Origin of the sequence: Shewanella psychropiezotolerans (genome assembly GCF_007197555.1) — a bacterium.
Classification (GTDB): domain Bacteria; phylum Pseudomonadota; class Gammaproteobacteria; order Enterobacterales; family Shewanellaceae; genus Shewanella; species Shewanella psychropiezotolerans.
Genome location: NZ_CP041614.1, coordinates 3,083,584 through 3,104,914 on the forward strand (window position 1 = coordinate 3,083,584; position 21,331 = coordinate 3,104,914).

Consider the following 21,331-nt stretch of genomic DNA (forward strand, 5'->3'; position numbering starts at 1 on the left):
ACCCCAACCCACCCCATCGGGTAGGTCATGACAGCCATTAATAACAAGGCGAAATTGTTTTCCCTATGCATGGTGCTTTTTATCGATGCGATTGGCTCAGGTTTGATTTTACCCATTCTTCCTGAGCTGTTTTTCAACCCTGAATATGGCTTATTACAAGGTTATGCTTTCCATAATACGAATGTGATCTATGGGATCACCCTCGCGGTTTTTCCATTGGCCAGCTTATTTGGAAAGTATTTATTTGGAGCACTGTCTGATCATGTGGGGAGAAAGAAGACGATCATCGCGGGCCTTAGCATTATTCTGCTTTCTTACTTACTCAGTATCATCGCGATAATGATAGACAGTATCCCACTTTTTATCCTGGCCCGCTTCATTACAGGGTTTGGTGCCGGTACCTATACCGCTGTCTATGCCATGATCGCGGATATGAGTAAAACGATTGAAAGAAAAATGACCAATTTTAAATGGCCTGCTCTCGCCACCGTTTTAGGCTTTATTGTGGGTCCTATTCTTGGTGGGGCATCTGGTATCGCCCATGGGCAACTATCGCTAGTGATTCCTTTTGCCATTGGTTTTATATTAACGTTATTGAACATATTTAAAGCAAAGGCCTCGCTCGAAGAAAATGTGGTCGTTCAGGGGAGCCACCATTTCAGCCCATTATTTTTTTTTAAAGAGTCGTATCATTATCTACTCTCTATAAAAAACAAAAAGCTGATTAAGTATCTCCTCGGCAGCTATTTAGTGTTTCAGTTTGCAATCGGCTTGTATATCCAATCCATTAGCCTCTATTTGTCAGAGTATTGCCACTTTACAACCAATCAGATAGGTTTCTTCTACGTCGTGATGGGGGGGCGATTCTGTTGAATACTCTCGTTATACAAAAAAGGATCCAGGACAGATCGAGTCCGCTAGAAATAACCACTAACATTTCACTGGTGGGGATTGTAGTGTTTGGTATTCTCGAAATATCAAGACTGCTCTTAGAAGATAATATTATGATTACATTTATCGTTTCATTTGTAGTCTATATTTTGCTCAATGTGAGTGTCAGTGTCTATACGGCTTTATTGTCTGAGCACACCTCAAGTTCAGAACAGGGAAGAATCATTTCGTTATCAGGTCAGGCCTATTCGCTTACTTGGTTTCTCGCAAGCCTGTTTATTGGCGTCCCAAGAGCGAATGATTTCTTACTACTTATCTGTATCACTTTTCTGTTTCTGAGCTTATTATTTATTCGCAAGTTGCAATAGCATAGCGTTTCGATCCAGCTTATAAAATAACTTCATTCATATTGTTAATATAGGTAACCGTTTGTGATGGCAAACAATGAATTCGTCCAGAAAATCGAGAACAAATCCCTACTTGAACTAAAGCTTGCAACCTGGAGCAAAACCTCATATGCCGCTTCAAATTATGATGAACGACTCTTCCTGCAATATAACTTCAAGTTTCCATCAGAGTTAAAGGGCGCGGTGCCAAAGCGTTGTGCAGAATTTTTGGCGGGAAGGTTAGTTGCTCGTCAGGCGTTACAGCAACTAACTAACGAACCACATCAAGTACTAAGTGCGTACGATAGAGCGCCCATTTGGCCATCTGGTATCATTGGCTCCATCACTCATACGAGTACACAAGCAATAGCGGTGACAGCATATAGGCGACACCATCAAATTATTGGAGTTGATCTAGAAAACTGGATTGAAACTGAAGTCGCTCGAGAAATCTCTTCTGAAATTATAGACTCCCGTGAAAGTGAGCTCATTACCCACAGTAAGCTTGAATTCAACCAAGGACTCACTCTTCTTTTTTCGGCAAAAGAAAGTTTATACAAAGCGTTATACCCGAAAGTGAAATACTTTTTTGGTTTTGAATGTGCTCAGGTCAACACTGTTGATATTGATACGGGACAATTTTTTATTTCATTGACTTGCGATCTGAACAACGATTACCCCAAAGGATGGGGAATTAAAGGGCGCTTCCTGCAAGAAAAAGACACGATTCTCACTCTTATTAATGGCTAATGAAGGAGAGCATAAAAAAGGATTCTGTCGCAAACTGAGGTCTCGCCGCGATAATTTGAGGGCGCCAGATCTCTCAGATACAATTAGGCCGCCAAAGAATAAAATGGTTCCCATGGTGTCATCATTTAAGTGGTGTCCATTTGTCCTTGCTTAATCATGGACCAAAGCTCAACATCGCGACAGAACCGAAGGTTATTGTCGGAGCTGTTACTAGAACCTTCCCCTATGGTTAGATGTGTCAATTGAACGAAGCCCCTCTCTAGATACACTTATCATAATACTCTTTGTCGTTCTTATAAAACGAAGGCACTGCACCTTTGGGGGGCTGACCCTGAGGGATCCCCACGAATTTAATAGCATGCTTGTGGATCTCTGACTAAATCTAGCAGTGAGCTAATTGCTGCTCGCCAATGCGACTTCAGCATCGCAATTCTAGTGCCGCTATCATTCATCTTTAGACCCGTTTTAACATCCCTAAAGCTCTCTTCTATCTGTATTCTCGTCGCATAAATTTTAATGGCTCTCTTAGCTGTGTCGGTGGACTCACATAATGATGTTGCCAGTAACCATGGCTCTTTTTCCCGCTCTGCGCTAGCACGAGAGCTTTTGCTTTTTCTAGCACCGTCACCCATGTGAAAAGTACCCAGGGTCTTGGCACGTGAACTAGCTAGACCGTATAGCTTTTTAATTGGAGCCCACTCGCTTTCTGCTACTTTTTTGCAGTGAGTCCGGTTTCTAACACGTCCAACATAATCCCATCCTATCAAGGCCATTGGTATCGCTTTGTTCTGCTGTAATTTCAGATGGTTAAGGTTTGGTGGTGTAACATGCTAGGAGTGAGTGGTAATGTTTGCCGCCATTCTGCCGCCATTATTGAGTATGGTGAAATGATGCTGAAGGCTTAAATTAAAGCTGTCTTAGCCGTGGCAGGGCTTTTCTTATACCGTTTAGAATGCGACTCCAACCGATACGCTTTCGCCACAACTTACCATCGACATAGGCGTCATAACAATCTATGCGATCACATCGTATCAGCTCAATTTTATGAACTATAGGTTCGCCAAAATCATAATCAGTAATCACAATCGTTCGACGCAAATGTGGTAGAGCCTGAGGGGCTTCAAGATCGTCGCCTTGAAGCTTAACGTGTTCTTTTTGCATTCGAAACAGGGTGGATTGGTCAACTTTCTGTTGATACTTTTTTGTGCGCTTGTACATTAAATAACTAAGACACCCATAATTCTTGCTCATAATTATTGATGGCTTTTCAAGCTGAACTAAGATGAAATTATCACTAATAACGAAGACACCCAAGATTGTCAGGACACAATAACGAAGGCCATCTTCCTTAGAGTAAGAATGGGTGTCTTGGTTATACAAGAGCCCAAAGCCAGCATCAAAAAAAGCAAATTCCTATAGCATAAAGCATACCAATTAACTTCGACTAGGCATCGGTCAAGTCCAACAAGCAGCGCAACGCACAAATACTAAGACGTTAGGCTTTTTCCTCCATCTTCAATCTAAATGTTCTAATATAATAAATTATAATTTGTATTTTTAGGGGGGTTATGAATAGGGATGAAAATATCACTATTGTTATGGTCCACGGAACTTTCGCGCAAGAAGCATCATGGTCAAATAACATAGGTTCAACTCTACGCAATATAATTACTGATCATATTGGTATAAGTGTTTCTTTTCAGGCTTTCAATTGGAGTGGCAAAAATTCTCATAGCGAAAGGATAAAAGCTGCACGTAAACTTCATGTTCATTTAGAAAAAATTATACAAGAACCAACTTCTGGAAATATATATGTTATAGCTCATAGTCATGGTGGGAACGTAGCTTTTTACGCACTCAAAGATTCAGTGTTGCAAAGTAAAATTTCAGGAGTTATTTGTTTAGCAACACCGTATATACGATGCCACGAAAGAGATCTAGACATTGTAAAGCGTGTTTTATTTGCACCGCTTTGGCTTTTTATCATAGTCATACCAATTGTATTTATGATTGTGGCCGCATTCAATGAGGCTTGGATACTATATGCTATAAGTTTGGTCTTTCAATACTTTTGGATAACTAAGTATGAATACTCAATATCGTTGGCAAAAAAAGTATTCACTCCGGTTAGCAGGCTATTTGATTGGATGAAAATAGTACAGCTTGACAGCGTTGTACGTATTTCTTTGCCTAACATACGAACTACACCTGTTTTATCGATAAATGTCCATGGAGATGAAGCTGAAAGGCACCTAAGAATAATTGAAAGATTTGGTAATGTGTTTTTACGCTATAGTCCATACGTTTTGGTTGGAGGAGGTGTTTTAGCTGTGCTAGGAGTTGTTCCTTGGTATCTAATAACATATGGGGTTGAAGGGCCTATAATAGGTTCTGGATCTGTGCAAGCAAAAATACTCATATTTATGACTATATTTGGTTGGTTAGTCATTTCTGGTATCTATTATTTAGTTGGGAGTATCTTTCCTAGTATTATTCGAGGGCATATTGCTGGCTTTGGGTATGAAGGGATTTTAAAAAATGCATTATTACGGATATTTATAAATAAAAGTCCTGAGCAAGTTATATCTCTTACTGAAATTACCTACCACGTCGAGGTGGATAAAGGCTTGAAACATTCTTCGTTATATGAAAACAATGAAATCATTAAATATTTATGTAGCTGGATTTGTAAACAAGAAAGTCAGCTGATAGTTAAAACATAATACAAGCCTAACTAATAGGATAGGCCGCGCGTAGCCGCGTCCTTATCCCAAGTGTTGTAAGAATAAAAATAACGAAGACACCCATAATTATTGATGTTTTTTCGAGCTGAACTAAAATGAAATTATCACTAATAACAAAGACACCCAAGATTGTCAGGACACAATAACGAAGGCATCTTCCTTAGAGTAAGAATGAGTTTCTTGGTTTTTTCGTTTCGGTGTGAGTACAGAAAAATATAACAAAGCCGCCTTCCTGTTACATCAAGCCACCGAACATTTCTACAGTGCTATCTTATTAGTGTTTACCCGCTATAAACCAAACGTCCATGATTTAAAAAAGCTCGGCAGCCGAGTGGCTGGTATTGAGCCTGAGTTTCTCACCGTGTTCCCGATGGGGACCGCCGACGGTTCAAACTCCTTCGCCAGGGCTATGTTAATGCCCGCTATAAACCCAGTTATGTGATCACCAAAGAGGAACTTGAATGGCTTGGTGCGCGGGTGGAATATCTGCAAGAGCTCACAGAACGTCTGTGTAAAGCCAAGATCGCCAGTTATTTGGAGTAACATTGAATCGTGTCTTTTGAAGCCATGGCTGTGCGCTGTCGCCACTTTGCCGCCATTTGGTCATTTTTCGCCAATGAAAACGATGAGTAAATGGTTATTTTGGAAGAGTTTTACGCTGAATAAGGGGAGGGGCAGTGCGTAACAGATTGAATTTAAGCAATAAAAAAGGCCAACTATTCTTGTTATAAGAAGTGGTTGGCCTTTCTTAGTATTTGGTGGAGGCGGCGGGGCTCGAACCCGCGTCCAAAAAGCCTACATTACTGGCTTAAGAGAACTGACTGGTAGATTAGGTCTTGGTTTGTTCTCGGATGATCACAGCGGCTGATATGCCGGAGCGAGTCACGACATCTGCGCCTTCTGGTGACAGATTAAGATCTAAGTCGCTAACGGGAGTACAACAACAGGGCAGACATTCATCGGCTTTGAGTTTGACTAAGGGCTCGGTATGGTAGATCACGCTGCCGCTGATAATTTTGGTCTTACAGGCACCGCAATAACCATTGCGGCACTCTGAGAATACCTGAACTTTCTTTTGCTCCAGTGCGATCAAGAGGCTAGGGTGCTGCTGATTAAACAGCAGCACCGGCTGGCCATCGAGACTGACGATGGGCGCTTTTTTAAAGATCTTATTAAAGGTCAAAGTCTTCAAATTCACTTTCATCGATAGAAGCATCGATTTGGCCCACAAGGTAAGAGGAAACCTCTACTTCTTGTGGCGCGACCTGAACCGCATCACTCTCTAACCAGTTCTTCATCCAAGGTAGTGGGTTGGTGATTTCTTTATAGTGACATGGCAGGTTGACCGACTTCATACGCTCATTGGTAATGTATTCGACATATTGACACAAGATGGTTTCGTTAAGACCTATCATAGAGCCGTCTTTAAACAGGTATTGGGCCCATTCTTTTTCTTGCTCGGCGGCTTTGACGAAAATGTCATAGGCTTGCTGTTCACACTCTTTGGCTATCTCACCCATTTCAGGGTCGTCAGCACCGGCGCGCATTATCTTGAGGATATGTTGCGTGCTGTTAAGATGCAGCGCCTCATCACGGGCGATAAGACGGATAATCTTAGCGTTGCCTTCCATGACATTACGCTCGGCGAATGCGAAAGAGCAGGCGAAGCTCACGTAGAAACGAATCGCTTCTAACACGTTGACTGACACCATACACAGATAGAGTGACTTCTTGATCGTACGTTGTGTGACTAACAGCTCTTTACCGTTGATGGTGTGCGTGCCTTCACCGTGAAGGTGAAAGGCTTGGGTAAGTAGAATCAAGTCATCATAGTACTGGGCAATATCTGTCGCACGCTTCAAGATCTCTTCATTTTCAACTATGTCATCAAAAACGATAGAAGGATCGTTGACAATATTACGTATGATATGGGTGTAAGAACGAGAATGTATGGTCTCAGAGAAAGACCAGGTTTCAATCCAGGTTTCCAGTTCTGGTAGCGATACCAGAGGCAAGAATGCCACATTAGGCGAGCGGCCCTGAATCGAGTCGAGTAAGGTTTGATATTTCAGATTAGAGATGAAAATATGTTTTTCATGATCTGGAAGTGCGGCGTAATCAATTTTATCTTTACTGACATCGACTTCTTCTGGACGCCAGAAAAAAGACAGCTGTTTTTCAATCAGCTTTTCAAACACTTCATATTTTTGTACGTCGTAACGGGCGACGTTAACCGACTGCCCCATGAACATAGGTTCAAGACGTGCATTATTAGGTGTTTGACAAAATGTAGAATAGGCCATGTTTTCTTCCAGAATACAGGGGCATGATGCCCCTAATAAATTTAATTATGGATTCAATCATTATATGATGAATCCAGATCTCAATCACTGCAACGTGTTATACCAATCGGTACTATATCTTACACGCACCGCCTTCGCAGTCTTCGTCTTCTTTCTCTATGCTGATAATGCTATCTAGCTGATCCGAAGCGCCATCACGAGTGTTGTGATAGTAGAGCGTCTTGACTCCGAGTTTGTAGGCATTCAACAGGTCTTTCAATAATACCTGCATCGGGACCTTGTTACCTTCGAATCGGCTTGGGTCATAGTTCGTGTTTGCCGAGATGGCTTGGTCGACAAATTTCTGCATCAAGCCCACAAGCTGTATGTAGCCATCATTATTGGGCATCTGCCAAAGCAGCTCATAGCTATGCTGATACTTCTCGAAATCCGGCACCACTTGCTTTAGCTGGCCATCTTTACTCGACTTAACACTGATGAGTCCACGCGGTGGCTCGATGCCGTTAGTCGCGTTGGAGATCTGCGATGATGTTTCTGATGGCATCAGAGCAGATAAGGTGGAGTTACGCAGTCCATGTTTAACGATGTCTTGACGTAGTGTTTCCCAATCCATATGCAATGGCTCATCACATATCTTATCCAGAGCACGCTTATAGGTATCGATGGGCAGCACACCCTTTGAATACGTCGTTTCATGGAATAATGGGCAGGGGCCTTGCTCTTTGGCCAAATTCATCGAAGCCTTGAGTAGGTAGTACTGTATGGCTTCGAATGTTTTATGGGTGATGTTATTAGCCGAGCCATCTGAGTAGCGTACACCTTCCTTCGCCAAGTAATTAGCAAAGTTAATCACGCCTATGCCCAAGGTACGACGATTCATCGAAGACTTACGTGCTGCGATGATAGGGTAATCCTGGTAATCAAGTAAATTATCCAGGGCTCTCACTGCCAGGTCTGCCAAAGGCTCGAGTTCGGATAGATCCTTGATCGCACCTAAGTTTAAAGCAGACAAGGTACAGAGGGCTATTTCACCTTCAGGATCATCTATGTTGTTGAGCGGCTTAGTCGGCAGTGCAATCTCAAGACACAGGTTTGACTGTCTGATCGGTGCAACCTTACTGTCAAAAGGACTGTGGGTATTACAATGATCCACATTTTGAATATAAATACGGCCGGTAGAGGCACGTTCCTGCATCATCAATGAGAACAGCTCTGTCGCCTTAATCTGTGTTTTGCGCACAGAGGCATCGGCTTCATATTGAAGATACAGACGTTCGAATTCGTCCTGATCTGCAAAAAATGCATCATAAAGCCCAGGTACATCCGATGGGCTAAATAAACTGATCATTCCGCCTTTGATCAAGCGTTGATACATGAGTTTATTGAGCTGAACACCATAATCCAGATGACGGACACGGTTATCTTCGACACCACGGTTATTCTTCAATACCAGCAGAGATTCGACTTCAAGATGCCAGAGAGGGTAGAACAAGGTGGCTGCACCACCACGAACGCCGCCCTGAGAACAAGATTTAACAGCGGTCTGAAAATATTTAAAGAAAGGCAGACAACCGGTATGGAATGCCTCACCGCCGCGGATAGGACTACCTAAGGCTCTAATTCGGCCCGCATTCACACCTATGCCGGCGCGCTGGCTGACATATTTAACGATAGAAGAGGCCGTTGCATTGATTGAATCTAGGCTATCGCCACATTCGATCAACACACATGAGCTAAATTGGCGTGTAGGGGTACGCACCCCTGCCATGATCGGTGTTGGCAGTGAGATTTTAAAGGTGGAGACCGCATCATAGAAACGTTTAATGTAGCTTAGGCGTGTATCTCTTGGATATTTAGCGAACAAACAGGCGGCGACTAAGATATAGAGGAACTGCGCACTCTCATATATCTCGTGAGTGACCCGGTTTTGCACCAGATACTTACCTTCCAGTTGTTTGACTGCCGCATAGGAAAAACTCATATCGCGCCAGTGATCCACATAACCATCTAAGATATAGAGTTCTTCGCGGCTGTAATCTTCAAGTATATGTTGGTCATATTTACCTGACTCAACCAATTTCACAACATGGTCATACAGTTTAGGCGGCTCAAACTGGCCAAATGCTTTCTTTCTTAAATGAAAGACGGCTAAGCGGGCTGAGAGGAACTGGTAATCTGGTGCTTCTGGTGAGATGAGATCGGCAGCGGCCTTAATAATCGTTTCATGAATAGCTTCGGTAGGAATACCATCGAAAAATTGCAGATGTGATCTGAGTTCCACTTCTGATACCGAAACATTTTTAAGATCTTTGGCTGCCCAAGTGATCACGCGGTGGATTTTCTCTAGGTCGATGGTCTCGCGCTCGCCACTACGTTTGGTGACTTTCATATTGCTATTCATTAAAGATAGGCCTTGATAATAATTTTTTGAGTATGAGGGGTTAAGCTCATCCTACTATTCCCTGTATAACAACCAATTTTAACACCCTGAATTGGTCATTTTCATGACGATAAACAAGTCACTACTTGTGTCTCTATTTGTCACTCACACACAAGATATAGTGTTTTTAAATTTCTTAGGTACAAGATAGTGTCGTTTGGGTGATTTTGCAAGTCCCAATTATTTCAACAAGCTGTGGTCATCTTGTGGATAACTTGAGGGTAAGATTTAGGGTTAGTATTGGCTAACCTTTGAGGTCGGAATTCATTGGCTTTATCCCATCGAGATGGAATATTGAGCGGACGACACAAGATGAAAAGATCCCATGATCGATTGGCGATCTTTTAGATCTTGTGAACCTTATATGAGCAAAGAACGCCTGTGTGCTAACTGAGAAATTTAAGTACATCCTGGGGGGAGTCGAAATGATAATCGCTTGGCCAATTCTCAGGCGTGTCTGTCTCACCTATATAGCCCCATAGCGCGACACCACCGAGCATTCCCGATGCCCGCGCCGCGACCAGATCTCGTTTCGCATCCCCAAGGTAGAGAATCTCTTGGCTCTTGCGATCTATCTGCTGTGAGGCGAGCAGCATGGGAGCGGTATGAGGTTTAGGGTAAAGTGTGCTGTCACCGCTGATCACGGTTTTCATGGATTGGGTCAAACCTAAGGCTGCAATCAGGGGCCTGGTGTATCTGGCGGGTTTGTTAGTTACTATGCCAAAAGGGATCCCTCGATGGTCCAAATGCTCGAGCAGCTCAGCTATGCCGGCAAATAAACGACAAAATTGACCGTTTACCTCTGCATAAAAGCTCAGCAGTAACTGCTGCGCCTTAAGGTGAACCTCCTCAGAGACGTCTGGCAAGGCCGCTTTAGCTAGCGCCATACTGCCATCGGAGGCAATGTGGCGCATCTCTTCGAGGCTAACTTGAGGGTAACCTAACTCGGCTAGGCTCATATTCAGCGCCGCCACCAAGTCTGGTGCGGTATCGGCAAGCGTACCGTCAAGATCGAATAACACAGCTTTTACTCTGACGTTGCTAGCCTCATCGAGATGTGTTGTCATTAATCTTCACTCTTACGTGTGGCGATCATGTAGTTCACATCGACACTTTTGGTATAAGTGAAGGTTTCCGTTAGCGGGTTATAGGTGATCCCTGTTGCATCTTCACAGAACAGCTCGGCATGCTCGGCGAGTGAAATTAACTCCGATGGCTTGATAAACTTCTTATGGTCATGGGTTCCCACAGGCAACATCTTCAGCAGGTATTCGGCGCCTAAGATGGTTTCTATATAAGCACGTAGGTTTCGATTGATGGTGGAGAAGAACACATAACCGCCGGGTTTGACCATATCGGCACAGGCTTGAACCACTGAACGAGGGTCTGGTACGTGTTCGAGCATCTCCATACAGGTGATCACATCATAGGTAGCAAGATTTGTTTCCCGGTGAGATTCGGCTGTGTCTTGTATATAGTCAAGCTCAACGCCAGTTTCTATGGCGTGCAGTCTGGCAACATCCAGAGGCTCGGTGCCCATGTCTAAGCCATTCACCTTGGCGCCAATGCGGGCCATGCTCTCAGATAAGATACCACCGCCACAACCGACATCCAGGACTCGCTTACCAAACAGACCACCACAGGTTTGATCGATATAGTTGAGTCGAAGCGGGTTTAGCTTGTGTAATGGTTTAAATTCGCCTTCTGGATCCCACCAGGTAGCTGCCATTTTTTCGAATTTTGCGATCTCGGCCGGATCGACATTTATCTCAGGTTTAATTGCTTGCTCCACTATATCACCTCAATAGGGATTATTAATGCCGCCATTATACCGATAGAATGTCAGATTCAAAGCCGCTATAAATAAGAAATCAACGAATATTTAACCAATTGATTGATTAGCGAACATTGTTTGATTTTGGTCAAGTATCTATAGCTGAACAGATATTTATCGCTAAAGTTGAATAGAGTCTGGTGACAGAAAATAACTGTGTTAGAATGCCAAATCACGTTTTCAGGCTGAGACTTTTACTGCGCTATTTTGGCTGGTAACAGGTAAGCACAATTTCAAGGGATCGAGCAGTTTATGACTGATCTGGCTTCATCTATAACACCAATTAATATTGAAGACGAATTAAAAAATTCATATCTAGATTACGCCATGAGCGTGATCGTGGGCCGTGCACTACCGGATGTTCGTGACGGTCTTAAGCCTGTTCATCGCCGCGTACTCTTCGCGATGAGTGAACTTAAAAACGATTGGAACAAACCTTATAAGAAATCGGCACGTGTTGTCGGTGACGTTATCGGTAAGTACCACCCCCACGGTGATACTGCGGTTTATGACACTATCGTTCGTATGGCACAGCCTTTCTCCATGCGCTATACCTTAATCGATGGCCAAGGTAACTTCGGTTCTGTCGATGGTGATGCGGCAGCGGCGATGCGTTATACCGAAATCCGTATGGATAAGTTAGCCCATCAGCTATTGGCGGATCTTGAGAAAGAAACCGTCGACTTTGTGCCTAACTATGATGGTACTGAGTTTATTCCGGCAGTCATGCCTACCCGCATACCGACACTCTTGATTAACGGCTCTTCAGGTATTGCCGTTGGTATGGCGACCAATATCCCGCCACACAACATCACTGAAGTGATTAAAGGCTGTTTGGCGCTAATCGAAGAGCCTGCACTGTCCATCGAACAGTTAATGGAATACATTCCAGGCCCAGATTTTCCCACTGCCGCCATTATCAATGGTCGCAAAGGGATCATCGATGCCTACAAGACGGGCCGCGGACGCGCAATCATGCGAGCCAAGGCTGAAGTACAAGTAGAAGATAATGGCCGTGAGCGTATTATCGTCCACGAAATTCCTTATCAGGTTAACAAAGCGCGTCTTATCGAGAAGATAGCCGAATTGGTTAAAGATAAGAAAATTGAAGGCATCACAGGTCTGCGTGATGAATCTGATAAGGATGGCATGCGCATCGTTGTCGAGATTAAGCGTGGAGAGGTGGGTGAGGTTGTACTTAACAATCTTTATGCTCAGACTCAGATGCAATGCTCATTTGGGATAAACATGGTGGCCTTGACCAATGGTCAGCCAAAACTGTTTAATCTAAAAGAGATGCTAGAGTGCTTTATCTTACACCGCCGTGAAGTGGTGACTCGCCGTACCGTATTTGAACTGCGTAAAGCGCGCGACCGTGCCCACATCTTAGAATCTCTCGCAATTGCGCTGGCCAACATAGATCCTATCATTGCGATGATCAAGGCGTCACCGACGCCTGCTGAGGCCAAAGTTAAGCTGGTTGCTCAAGGTTGGGAGTTAGGTCATGTTAAAGCCATGCTTGAGAAAGCCGGCGATGATGCGGCGCGACCTGAATGGTTAGAGCCTGAGTATGGTATTCGTGATGATCGCTACTATCTTACTGAGCAACAAGCACAGGCTATCTTAGACTTACGCTTACATAAGCTAACCGGTCTAGAGCATGAGAAGATATTAGCCGAGTATGAAGAGCTGATTGAGGTCATTGCGGCTTTACTTTATATCTTGCGCAGCCCTGAACGTTTGTTGGAAGTGATCAAGGAAGAGTTAAACGAAATACTTGAAAACTTCGGTGATGAGCGCCGCACCGTCATCAATGCTAACGAAGTTGATATGAGTCTGGAAGATCTTATCAACGAAGAAGATGTAGTAGTGACCTTATCTCACTTAGGCTATGCCAAGTATCAGCCATTGACCGATTACCAGGCCCAGCGCCGTGGCGGTAAAGGTAAGTCAGCGGCAAAAGTGAAAGATGAAGACTTCGTCGAGAAGCTACTTGTCGCCAACACCCACGATACGATTCTGTGTTTCTCTGATTTTGGTAAGCTCTATTGGCTTAAAGTGTATCAGTTGCCGCTCGCTAGCCGTCAGGCTCGTGGTCGTCCAATCGTTAACTTATTGCCTCTTTCTGAAGGTGAGCACATTACGGCTATCCTTCCTGTGCGTGAATATGCCGATGATAAATACATCATCATGGCGACATCACACGGCACAGTGAAGAAGACTGCACTCACGGCATACAGCAATCCACGTGCTAATGGCATCATCGCGGTAAATCTTAAAGATGGCGATCAGCTCATTGGCGTCGATATTACCGATGGCAAGAATGACATCATGTTGTTCTCCGATGCGGGTAAAGTGGTTCGTTTCAACGAGATGATGAGAGACTCTGAAACTGGCCTGGTCAAACTTGACCCGGAAACCAACGAAGAGCTTGTTGCACTGCGTCCTATGGGGCGTACCGCTACCGGTGTTCGTGGTATTCGTTTAGAAGACGGTCAGAAAGTGGTTTCACTGATTGTGCCCAAAGAAGAGGGGGCTATCTTGACCGTTACCGAAAATGGATACGGTAAGCGTACTGCACTCGATGAGTATCCGGCTAAGAGCCGTGCGACTAAGGGTGTTGTTTCTATCAAGGTCAGCGAGCGAAATGGTCCCGTAGTAGGCGCCGTTCAAGTTGGCGAAAATGATGAGATCATGCTTATCAGTGATAGAGGTACCTTAGTACGTACCCCTGCAACTGGTGTTTCCACTATTGGCCGTAATACTCAAGGTGTGACGATAATTCGTACCGCCGAAGGGGAGAAGGTTGTTGGTCTTCAGCGTATCGATGAAATCCAGGAGGATGAAGTCGAGCTCGATGAAGAGGGCAATCCTATCATCCAAGAGGGTGATAACGTCGAAGCTGGTCAAGTCGTCGAAGGCGAAGAGCCGAAAGGTGATGATGAGCCCGAGGCTGAGGCAGAACCTGCCGAATAAGCATTAATCTCTAAAACGAGCGTCCAATTGGACGCTCGTTTTGTTTTAGGCAGCGATAAAACAGAAAAGATAATTCCAAATATAAAAATATTATGGGTAAAGTCTTTAGCCCTATGGCAGACTAATTTATAACTAACGATGAGAGGATAGAGACGTGAGCGTGACATACAATTTCTGTGCAGGTCCTGCAATGTTACCCCAAGCCGTAATGCAAAAGGCGCAATCTGAGTTATTGGATTGGAATGGCCTAGGGACTTCGGTGATGGAGATAAGTCATCGCAGTAAAGAGTTTATTGCTTTGACCGAGCAAGCGGAAATCGATTTGCGTGAACTGATGTCGATCCCTTCTAATTACCATGTGCTGTTTATGCATGGTGGCGGCCGAGGTCAGTTTTCTGCTGTGGTGAATAATTTTCTTGGGCAGCAGGGTAAAGCCCTCTATCTGGTCTCAGGTAGTTGGTCTCAATCTGCAGTTGCAGAAGCCAAGAAACTCACCAGTGATGCTCAGATAGATAGCATAAATATCGTGCAAAATACTAACGGAATTAATCAAATAGCCTTACCAGAGCTCACCAAGATAAATCAAGATTATCGTTATCTGCATTACTGCCCTAACGAGACTGTCGATGGTATCGAAATATTTGATGAACTTAAGTCTCCTTGGCCAATTATTGCCGATATGTCATCGAATATCATGTCCAGAGAGATAGATATCAGCAAGTATGCCTTGATCTATGCGGGTGCTCAGAAGAATATTGGACCTTCGGGTCTGAGTATCGTTATCGTCCGTGATGACATGCTAGAGCTGCCAAGCCTGCCTCAGTCTTCAATCATGGATTATCGTTTAGCGGTGAAACACGGCTCCATGTACAACACGCCGCCGACCTTTGCCTGGTATCTGGCTGCCGAAGTCTTCGCCTGGCTTAAAGTCAGTGGTGGCGTATCGGCCATGGCCAAAATTAATCTGGACAAAGCGTCGCTGCTTTATGATTTTATCGACAGCTGTGACTTCTATACCAGTAAGGTTAGCGTCAAAAATCGCTCGGTGATGAATGTGACATTTTACCTGGCCAATGAAGCGCTCAACGCTGAGTTTCTTAATCAAGCCACCGCAGCAAAACTTGTGGCGCTGAAAGGTCACAGGAGCGTGGGCGGCATGCGCGCGAGTATCTATAATGCCATGCCAATCGAAGGGGTAGAGGCGTTAGTTGAGTTTATGAAGGATTTTGCAGACAAGCATAAGGCCTAAGATTCGAAACAAGTTCCTAGAACCTAGGAACTTGTTCTTTCTTACTTCTATAGCACTTTTGCTATCGATTCCGCTAAGTAATCAACGTTCGCCAGTCCGATCCCTGCGATGCTGATACGGCTAGAATCTACCATGTAGATGCTGTGTTCCTGCTGCAGGCGTTCTACTTGCTGTGGGTTCACCCCTAAGAATGAGAACATGCCTTTTTGCTGAGCGATAAAGCCAAAGTCACGCTTAACTCCCTTCTCGATTAACTTGTCTACCAGCATGATGCGATTGCCATTGATACGGTCTCGCATCATTTTTAGCTCATGTAACCATTGCTGCTTTAATTCATCCGAACCTAGGATAGTTTCGACTATGGCAGCGCCATGGGCTGGTGGCATAGAGTAGATGCAACGCACAACATAAAGCAGCACAGAGAAGGCTACATTCACGCTGGCAGTATCTCTTCCTACGATTGAACAGGCACCGATACGCTCGCGGTACAGGCCGAAGTTTTTAGAACATGAGCTACACAGAATCATGTTATCTACCGATGCAGCCATCTTACGTACGCCATAGGCATCTTCATCCACGCCCACACCAAAACCTTGATAGGCCATATCGATAAGCGGAGTGAAGCCTTGTTGCTGGGTTATCTCAATGATTTGATCCCATTGGGCTTCATTGAGATCCATGCCGCTGGGGTTATGACAGCATGCATGGAGTAAGACCACATCGTCAGGACCAACCTGAGACAGGGCCGCCTTCATCTCATCGAATTTAAGGCTCTTGTTGTCGTAATCGTAATAAGGGTAGGTTTTGACTTGGATGCCGGCGGCTTCGAACAGACCTGTATGGTTGGCCCAGGTTGGATCGCTGACCCAGATCACCGCTATTTGTGATTTTGTCGCTGAACTGGCACGTTTAATAAACTCTGCAGCGACTCTTAATGCGCCCGTTCCACCCGGCGTAGACACGGTGCGGATACGATCGGCTAACAAGGCTGGATTGTCCCTGCCGAAGGCGAGCTCGCCCAGCAGGCTATTAAATTGAGCCGAGCCAGTGGGGCCGATGTAAACTTTAGTTTCCTCGGTATCGATACGGTGTTGTTCGGCTTTTTTAACACAGTTTAAGATAGGGGTATGACCCACCTCATCTTTGTACACACCGACGCCAAGATCTATCTTGTTGGCGCGGGTGTCTTGTTTGTATTTAGTCATCAAGCCGAGGATCGGATCAGCAGGCATAGCGGTGAGAGTGTCGAACATAAGCTTATTTACCCTTTTATTAGATTTGTTGGCGTAATCTACCTTTTACTCATTAAGTTTAGAGTAACGTAAAACACAGACCGAGTAATAGTGAATAGGACTAAATCACCAAAGTAATTATCTGGCATGATTCATTGCCACTTCGCTTAGTTGTCTCGCCATGGAAAACAGATAAAGCCTAGTTTTAGCAGTGTATTGATGCAAATGATGTTAGAAAATTGTCACTTTGAAAGAAAATCACCTTGAAACAGGCTAAAAACATAAATAAGTGTTGAATACTGCCGTTTAATCAGTAAATTTAGTACTACGAAGTTCAAACACCGGTTAAGCAGAACACCATTTTGTCGTGATGGTGCCAGTCGTAAACCTTACAGTCTGTTTGCCATGAACATCTAATGTTAACCAGCGGTTTGTTTGTCCCGCGATGATAAAGAAGTATTTTAATGAAGCAGCTACGTCTCGAGCCAATAAGCAAGGTCCAGGGCACTATCAATATCCCTGGCTCTAAAAGTATCTCTAACCGTGCACTATTACTAGCCACGCTAGCCAAGGGCACCACGACACTGACTAACTTGTTAGATTCTGATGATATTCGCTATATGTTGGCATCACTCAAGCAATTGGGTGTGAACTATCGACTCTGTGACAATAATACCGTCTGTGAACTCGAAGGGATCGGGGCGCCACTCAATGCAGATCAGGTGCAGACGCTGTTTCTCGGCAATGCCGGCACGGCAATGCGACCCCTTTGTGCGGCATTGACCTTAGGCCAGGGTGAGTTTACCTTAACCGGTGAGCCACGCATGGAAGAGCGTCCTATCGGAGACTTGGTTGATGCATTGCGTCAACTCGGCGCATCGGTGACTTATCTCAAGAATGAAGGTTTCCCTCCGTTAACGATCAAGGCGACCGGACTAAACGCCGGCGATGTTGAGATAGCAGGGGATTTATCCAGTCAGTTTTTGACCGCACTCCTTATGGTAGCGCCGCTGGCAAAAGGTGAGGTTAATATCAAGATCAAGGGTGAGCTGGTCTCTAAGCCTTATATCGACATCACCATAGCCTTGATGGCACAATTTGGTGTCGAGGTGATAAATCATGCTTATCAGCGCTTCGAGATAAAAGCGGGCCAGACTTATGTGTCACCGGGTAAAGTATTAGTCGAAGGGGATGCCTCTTCGGCGTCTTACTTCCTAGCCGCTGGCGCCATAAAAGGTGGCGAAGTCAAAGTCACTGGTGTAGGGCGCCTGAGTATTCAAGGCGATGTGAAATTTGCCGATGTGTTGGAGAAGATGGGCGCCGATATCGAATGGGGAGATGATTACATCATCTCCCGCGTGGCAAAGCTAAATGGCGTGGATCTCGACATGAACCACATTCCGGATGCAGCCATGACGATAGCCACTGCCGCCTTGTTTGCGACCGGGACCACCACCATTCGCAATATTTATAACTGGCGCATCAAGGAAACCGATCGCTTAGCCGCCATGGCCACCGAACTGAGAAAAGTGGGCGCCATCGTGGATGAAGGCCGTGATTATATTTCTATCACACCACCGAGCAAGCCACATACGGCGGAAATCGATACTTATAACGATCACAGAATGGCCATGTGTTTTTCCATGCTAGCGTTTGCCGATTGTGGCATCACCATTAATGATCCAGATTGTACATCGAAGACATTCCCCGATTATTTTAAGCAGTTTGCTGCCTTAGCTCAGTAAAACGGGTGTTATAATCACTATGAAAAAGAATGGGCCATCAGGCCCATTTTTTTAAACTCATGCCTAAGATGCCGCCTTAATCCAGTTCCTGTGTTCAAACTGAATCGGCTTATTGAAATATTTACCGCTTTATTTTTTTATATGGTTTATAATGCGCGCGCTTAATTTTCAGTGTGCGTATTAACATATGCAGCGTACGGATTAGCGTGTGGGTCACTGGAAACACTCATTTAAAAATCTTAGGGAAGATAGATTTTACTGTGGAGAAATTTATGTCAGAACGGGCTCCTGTTGTCACTATTGACGGCCCTAGCGGTGCGGGTAAAGGTACGATTAGCCAGTTGTTAGCCGGGCGTTTGGGCTGGAACCTACTGGACAGTGGTGCGATTTATCGGGTTTTAGCCTTAGCCGCTATTCATCATAATGTTCAACTCGATAACGAAGAGTCTCTTACTTTACTTGCCGCGCACTTGGATGTGCAGTTCATTACCGGCAGTGAAACTCAAGGTATCAAGGTCGTACTCGAAGGCGAAGATGTCTCAACAGACATACGCAGCCAAGAGTGCTCTAATGCGGCCTCTATAGTCGCCGCATTTCCACGCGTTCGCGAGGCATTATTACGTCGTCAACGCGCCTTTAATACTGCACCAGGTCTCATTGCCGATGGTCGTGATATGGGCACGGTGGTTTTTCCTGGTTCACCCGCTAAAATTTATTTAACTGCATCGGCGGAAGAAAGGGCCCAGAGACGCTATAATCAGTTGCAGGACAAGGGCTTCGATGTTAATATCGACCGTCTTTTATCCGAGATTAAAGAGCGTGATGACCGCGATATGAATCGCAGTGTCGCCCCCTTAGTCCCGGCCGATGATGCATTGGTCATAGATACTTCGGGTATCGGGATAGAAGATGTGCTCAATCTTGCATTGGCACACATAGAATCGAAATTACCGAACGTGAGTTAATTTTGACTGACGTTTAACCATTCGCAACATGGATGATGCGGATTATTATACTGACTCCACGTCCAGGATGGGCCGTGGTTTATTAAAGAAAGTAACTTAAAAATGACTGAATCTTTTGCTGATCTATTTGAAGAATCCCTAGCAACTTTGGAGTTTCGTCCTGGTTCTATCGTAACAGGTGTTGTTGTACGCATCGAAAACGGTACTGTACTAGTTGACGCAGGTCTAAAATCTGAAAGCCCAATCCCAGCGGAAGAGTTCAAGAACGCTCAAGGCGAACTTGAAATCTCTGTTGGTGATACTGTGCACGTTGCGCTTGACTCTGTTGAAGATGGCTTCGGTGAGACTCAACTGTCTCGCGAGAAAGCTAAGCGTCACGAAGCTTGGATTGTTCTAGAAAAAGCGTACGAAGATGCTGAAACTGTAATCGGTGTCATCAATGGTAAGGTTAAAGGCGGTTTCACTGTTGAATTAAACGGTATCCGTGCATTCCTACCAGGTTCTCTAGTTGACGTTCGCCCTGTTCGCGATACTGCTCACCTAGAAAACAAAGATCTAGAATTCAAAGTTATCAAGTTAGACCAGAAGCGCAACAACGTTGTTGTTTCTCGTCGTGCTGTTATCGAGTCTGAAAGCAGTGCAGAGCGTGATGCTCTTCTTGAGAACTTACAAGAAGGTCAAGCCATTAAGGGTATCGTTAAGAACCTTACTGACTACGGTGCATTCGTAGACCTTGGCGGTGTTGACGGTCTTCTACATATCACAGATATGGCTTGGAAGCGTGTTAAGCACCCATCTGAAATCGTCAACGTTGGTGACGAAATCGACGTTAAAGTACTTAAGTATGATCGTGAGCGCACACGTGTTTCACTAGGTCTTAAGCAACTTGGCGAAGATCCATGGTTAGAAATCAGCAAGCGCTACCCAGAAAACACACGTTTGACTGGTCGCGTTACTAACCTAACTGACTACGGTTGTTTCGTTGAAATCGAAGAAGGCGTTGAAGGTCTTGTTCACGTTTCTGAAATGGATTGGACTAACAAGAACATCCACCCATCTAAGGTTGTTAACCTAGGTGATGAAGTTGAAGTTCTGGTTCTTGACATCGATGAAGAGCGTCGTCGTATTTCTCTTGGCCTTAAGCAGTGTAAAGTTAACCCATGGGATGACTTCGCAGAGCGCTTTAACAAGGGTGATAAAGTTACTGGTAAGATCAAGTCAATCACTGACTTCGGTATCTTCATCGGTCTTGACGGCGGCATAGACGGTCTAGTTCATCTTTCTGACATTTCTTGGAACGGTACAGGCGAAGAAGCCGTTGCTGATTACAAGAAAGGCGACGAAATCAACGCAGTAGTTCTTTCTGTTGACCCTGAGCGTGAGCGTATCAGCCTAGGCGTTAAGCAGACTGAAGACGATCCATTCAATGCTTATCTTGCTGATAAGAAGAAGGGTTCGGTTGTTAACGGTACAGTTATCGCTGTTGACGCTAAAGGCGTTACAGTTGAACTAGCTGAAACTGTTGAAGGTTACCTACGTGTATCTGATATCTCTCGTGAGCGTATCGAAGATGCATCTACAGTTTATTCTGTAGGCGACGCTATTGAATCTAAGTTCATGGGTGTTGACCGTAAGAACCGTACTATCAGCCTATCTATCCGTGCGAAAGATGAAGCTGAAGAGAAAGAAGCAATGGCTAGCTTGAACAAGCAAGAAGACGCTGTGATGAGCAGTGCTATGGCTGAAGCGTTCAAAGCGGCTCGTAAGTAAATCGCCTGAAGTTCTGGGGTGCTTGCATCCCTGTTAGGTGACTGTG

17 protein-coding genes and 1 pseudogene are annotated in these 21,331 nt (G+C 44.7%); 10 read left to right on the forward strand and 8 right to left on the reverse strand.

Annotated elements, in window-relative coordinates; translation table 11 throughout:
- Nucleotides 1-27: 27 nt before the first annotated feature.
- The 3 genes from FM037_RS13660 to FM037_RS13665 all read left to right on the forward strand — a co-directional run bounded on the left by FM037_RS13660 (nucleotide 28) and on the right by FM037_RS13665 (nucleotide 2,027).
- Nucleotides 28-873, forward strand: a complete 846-nt coding sequence (locus FM037_RS13660) for an MFS transporter (protein ID WP_221937507.1) — start codon at nucleotides 28-30, stop codon at nucleotides 871-873.
- Between the two features lie 131 nt (nucleotides 874-1,004).
- The gene (locus tag FM037_RS28825) at nucleotides 1,005-1,259 is read left to right on the forward strand and encodes a hypothetical protein (RefSeq protein WP_221937508.1); all 255 of its coding nucleotides are present in this window, start codon (nucleotides 1,005-1,007) and stop codon (nucleotides 1,257-1,259) included.
- A 66-nt stretch (nucleotides 1,260-1,325) separates the two neighbouring features.
- Nucleotides 1,326-2,027 carry a 4'-phosphopantetheinyl transferase family protein gene (locus tag FM037_RS13665; protein WP_144046453.1) on the forward strand — a complete coding sequence of 234 codons (702 nt, stop codon included), beginning with the start codon at nucleotides 1,326-1,328 and terminating at the stop codon, nucleotides 2,025-2,027.
- A 350-nt stretch (nucleotides 2,028-2,377) separates the two neighbouring features.
- Here the strand turns inward: FM037_RS13665 and FM037_RS13670 are convergent.
- Both FM037_RS13670 and FM037_RS13675 read right to left on the reverse strand, forming a co-directional pair.
- Nucleotides 2,378-2,791, reverse strand: a pseudogene (locus FM037_RS13670) (transposase); the annotation flags it as partial.
- A gap of 142 nt (nucleotides 2,792-2,933) precedes the next feature.
- The gene (locus tag FM037_RS13675) at nucleotides 2,934-3,245 is read right to left on the reverse strand and encodes a hypothetical protein (RefSeq protein WP_144046455.1); all 312 of its coding nucleotides are present in this window, start codon (nucleotides 3,243-3,245) and stop codon (nucleotides 2,934-2,936) included.
- A 350-nt stretch (nucleotides 3,246-3,595) separates the two neighbouring features.
- Here FM037_RS13675 and FM037_RS13680 point away from each other — a divergent pair, with 350 nt between their 5' ends.
- Together FM037_RS13680 and FM037_RS13685 are read left to right on the forward strand one after the other, a co-directional pair.
- The gene (locus FM037_RS13680; protein ID WP_144046456.1) at nucleotides 3,596-4,750 is read left to right on the forward strand and encodes an esterase/lipase family protein; all 1,155 of its coding nucleotides are present in this window, start codon (nucleotides 3,596-3,598) and stop codon (nucleotides 4,748-4,750) included.
- A 220-nt stretch (nucleotides 4,751-4,970) separates the two neighbouring features.
- The gene (locus tag FM037_RS13685; RefSeq protein ID WP_144046457.1) at nucleotides 4,971-5,213 is read left to right on the forward strand and encodes a HEPN domain-containing protein; all 243 of its coding nucleotides are present in this window, start codon (nucleotides 4,971-4,973) and stop codon (nucleotides 5,211-5,213) included.
- Nucleotides 5,214-5,600: 387 nt separating this feature from the next.
- Here FM037_RS13685 and yfaE read toward each other — a convergent pair whose 3' ends face one another.
- The 5 genes from yfaE to ubiG form a co-directional block, all read right to left on the reverse strand.
- On the reverse strand, nucleotides 5,601-5,975 hold the full coding sequence (yfaE, locus tag FM037_RS13690) for a class I ribonucleotide reductase maintenance protein YfaE (protein WP_144046458.1): 375 nt from the start codon (nucleotides 5,973-5,975) through the stop codon (nucleotides 5,601-5,603).
- A complete protein-coding gene (gene nrdB / locus FM037_RS13695) occupies nucleotides 5,944-7,074 on the reverse strand; it encodes a class Ia ribonucleoside-diphosphate reductase subunit beta (RefSeq protein ID WP_144046459.1) in 1,131 nt (376 codons plus the stop codon). The genes yfaE and nrdB overlap by 32 nt, the downstream gene beginning before the upstream one ends.
- Before the next feature lie 112 nt (nucleotides 7,075-7,186).
- On the reverse strand, nucleotides 7,187-9,475 hold the full coding sequence (gene nrdA / locus FM037_RS13700; protein WP_144046460.1) for a class 1a ribonucleoside-diphosphate reductase subunit alpha: 2,289 nt from the start codon (nucleotides 9,473-9,475) through the stop codon (nucleotides 7,187-7,189).
- 425 nt (nucleotides 9,476-9,900) lie between these two features.
- Nucleotides 9,901-10,581: an HAD family hydrolase gene (locus FM037_RS13705; protein WP_144046461.1), complete on the reverse strand. Its 681-nt coding sequence runs from the start codon at nucleotides 10,579-10,581 to the stop codon at nucleotides 9,901-9,903.
- Entirely contained in the window at nucleotides 10,581-11,294 is a 714-nt protein-coding gene (ubiG, locus tag FM037_RS13710; protein WP_144048950.1) for a bifunctional 2-polyprenyl-6-hydroxyphenol methylase/3-demethylubiquinol 3-O-methyltransferase UbiG, read from the reverse strand. Before ubiG ends, FM037_RS13705 begins: the two co-directional genes overlap by 1 nt.
- A 306-nt stretch (nucleotides 11,295-11,600) precedes the next feature.
- On the opposite strand from ubiG, the gene gyrA reads away from it, so the two are divergent.
- Together gyrA and serC are read left to right on the forward strand one after the other, a co-directional pair.
- Nucleotides 11,601-14,324 carry a DNA gyrase subunit A gene (gene gyrA, locus FM037_RS13715; protein WP_144046462.1) on the forward strand — a complete coding sequence of 908 codons (2,724 nt, stop codon included), beginning with the start codon at nucleotides 11,601-11,603 and terminating at the stop codon, nucleotides 14,322-14,324.
- A 154-nt stretch (nucleotides 14,325-14,478) separates the two neighbouring features.
- Nucleotides 14,479-15,573: a 3-phosphoserine/phosphohydroxythreonine transaminase gene (gene serC, locus FM037_RS13720; protein WP_144046463.1), complete on the forward strand. Its 1,095-nt coding sequence runs from the start codon at nucleotides 14,479-14,481 to the stop codon at nucleotides 15,571-15,573.
- A 47-nt stretch (nucleotides 15,574-15,620) separates the two neighbouring features.
- Here the strand turns inward: serC and FM037_RS13725 are convergent, their stop codons facing one another.
- Nucleotides 15,621-16,826 carry an amino acid aminotransferase gene (locus FM037_RS13725; protein WP_144046464.1) on the reverse strand — a complete coding sequence of 402 codons (1,206 nt, stop codon included), beginning with the start codon at nucleotides 16,824-16,826 and terminating at the stop codon, nucleotides 15,621-15,623.
- Between the two features lie 443 nt (nucleotides 16,827-17,269).
- On the opposite strand from FM037_RS13725, the gene aroA reads away from it, so the two are divergent.
- The 3 genes from aroA to rpsA all read left to right on the forward strand — a co-directional run bounded on the left by aroA (nucleotide 17,270) and on the right by rpsA (nucleotide 21,285).
- The gene (gene aroA / locus FM037_RS13730) at nucleotides 17,270-18,550 is read left to right on the forward strand and encodes a 3-phosphoshikimate 1-carboxyvinyltransferase (RefSeq protein WP_144046465.1); all 1,281 of its coding nucleotides are present in this window, start codon (nucleotides 17,270-17,272) and stop codon (nucleotides 18,548-18,550) included.
- 272 nt (nucleotides 18,551-18,822) lie between these two features.
- Nucleotides 18,823-19,515 carry a (d)CMP kinase gene (cmk, locus tag FM037_RS13735; protein ID WP_144046466.1) on the forward strand — a complete coding sequence of 231 codons (693 nt, stop codon included), beginning with the start codon at nucleotides 18,823-18,825 and terminating at the stop codon, nucleotides 19,513-19,515.
- A 102-nt stretch (nucleotides 19,516-19,617) separates the two neighbouring features.
- On the forward strand, nucleotides 19,618-21,285 hold the full coding sequence (gene rpsA, locus FM037_RS13740; RefSeq protein WP_144046467.1) for a 30S ribosomal protein S1: 1,668 nt from the start codon (nucleotides 19,618-19,620) through the stop codon (nucleotides 21,283-21,285).
- The last annotated feature ends 46 nt before the right edge of the window (nucleotides 21,286-21,331 follow it).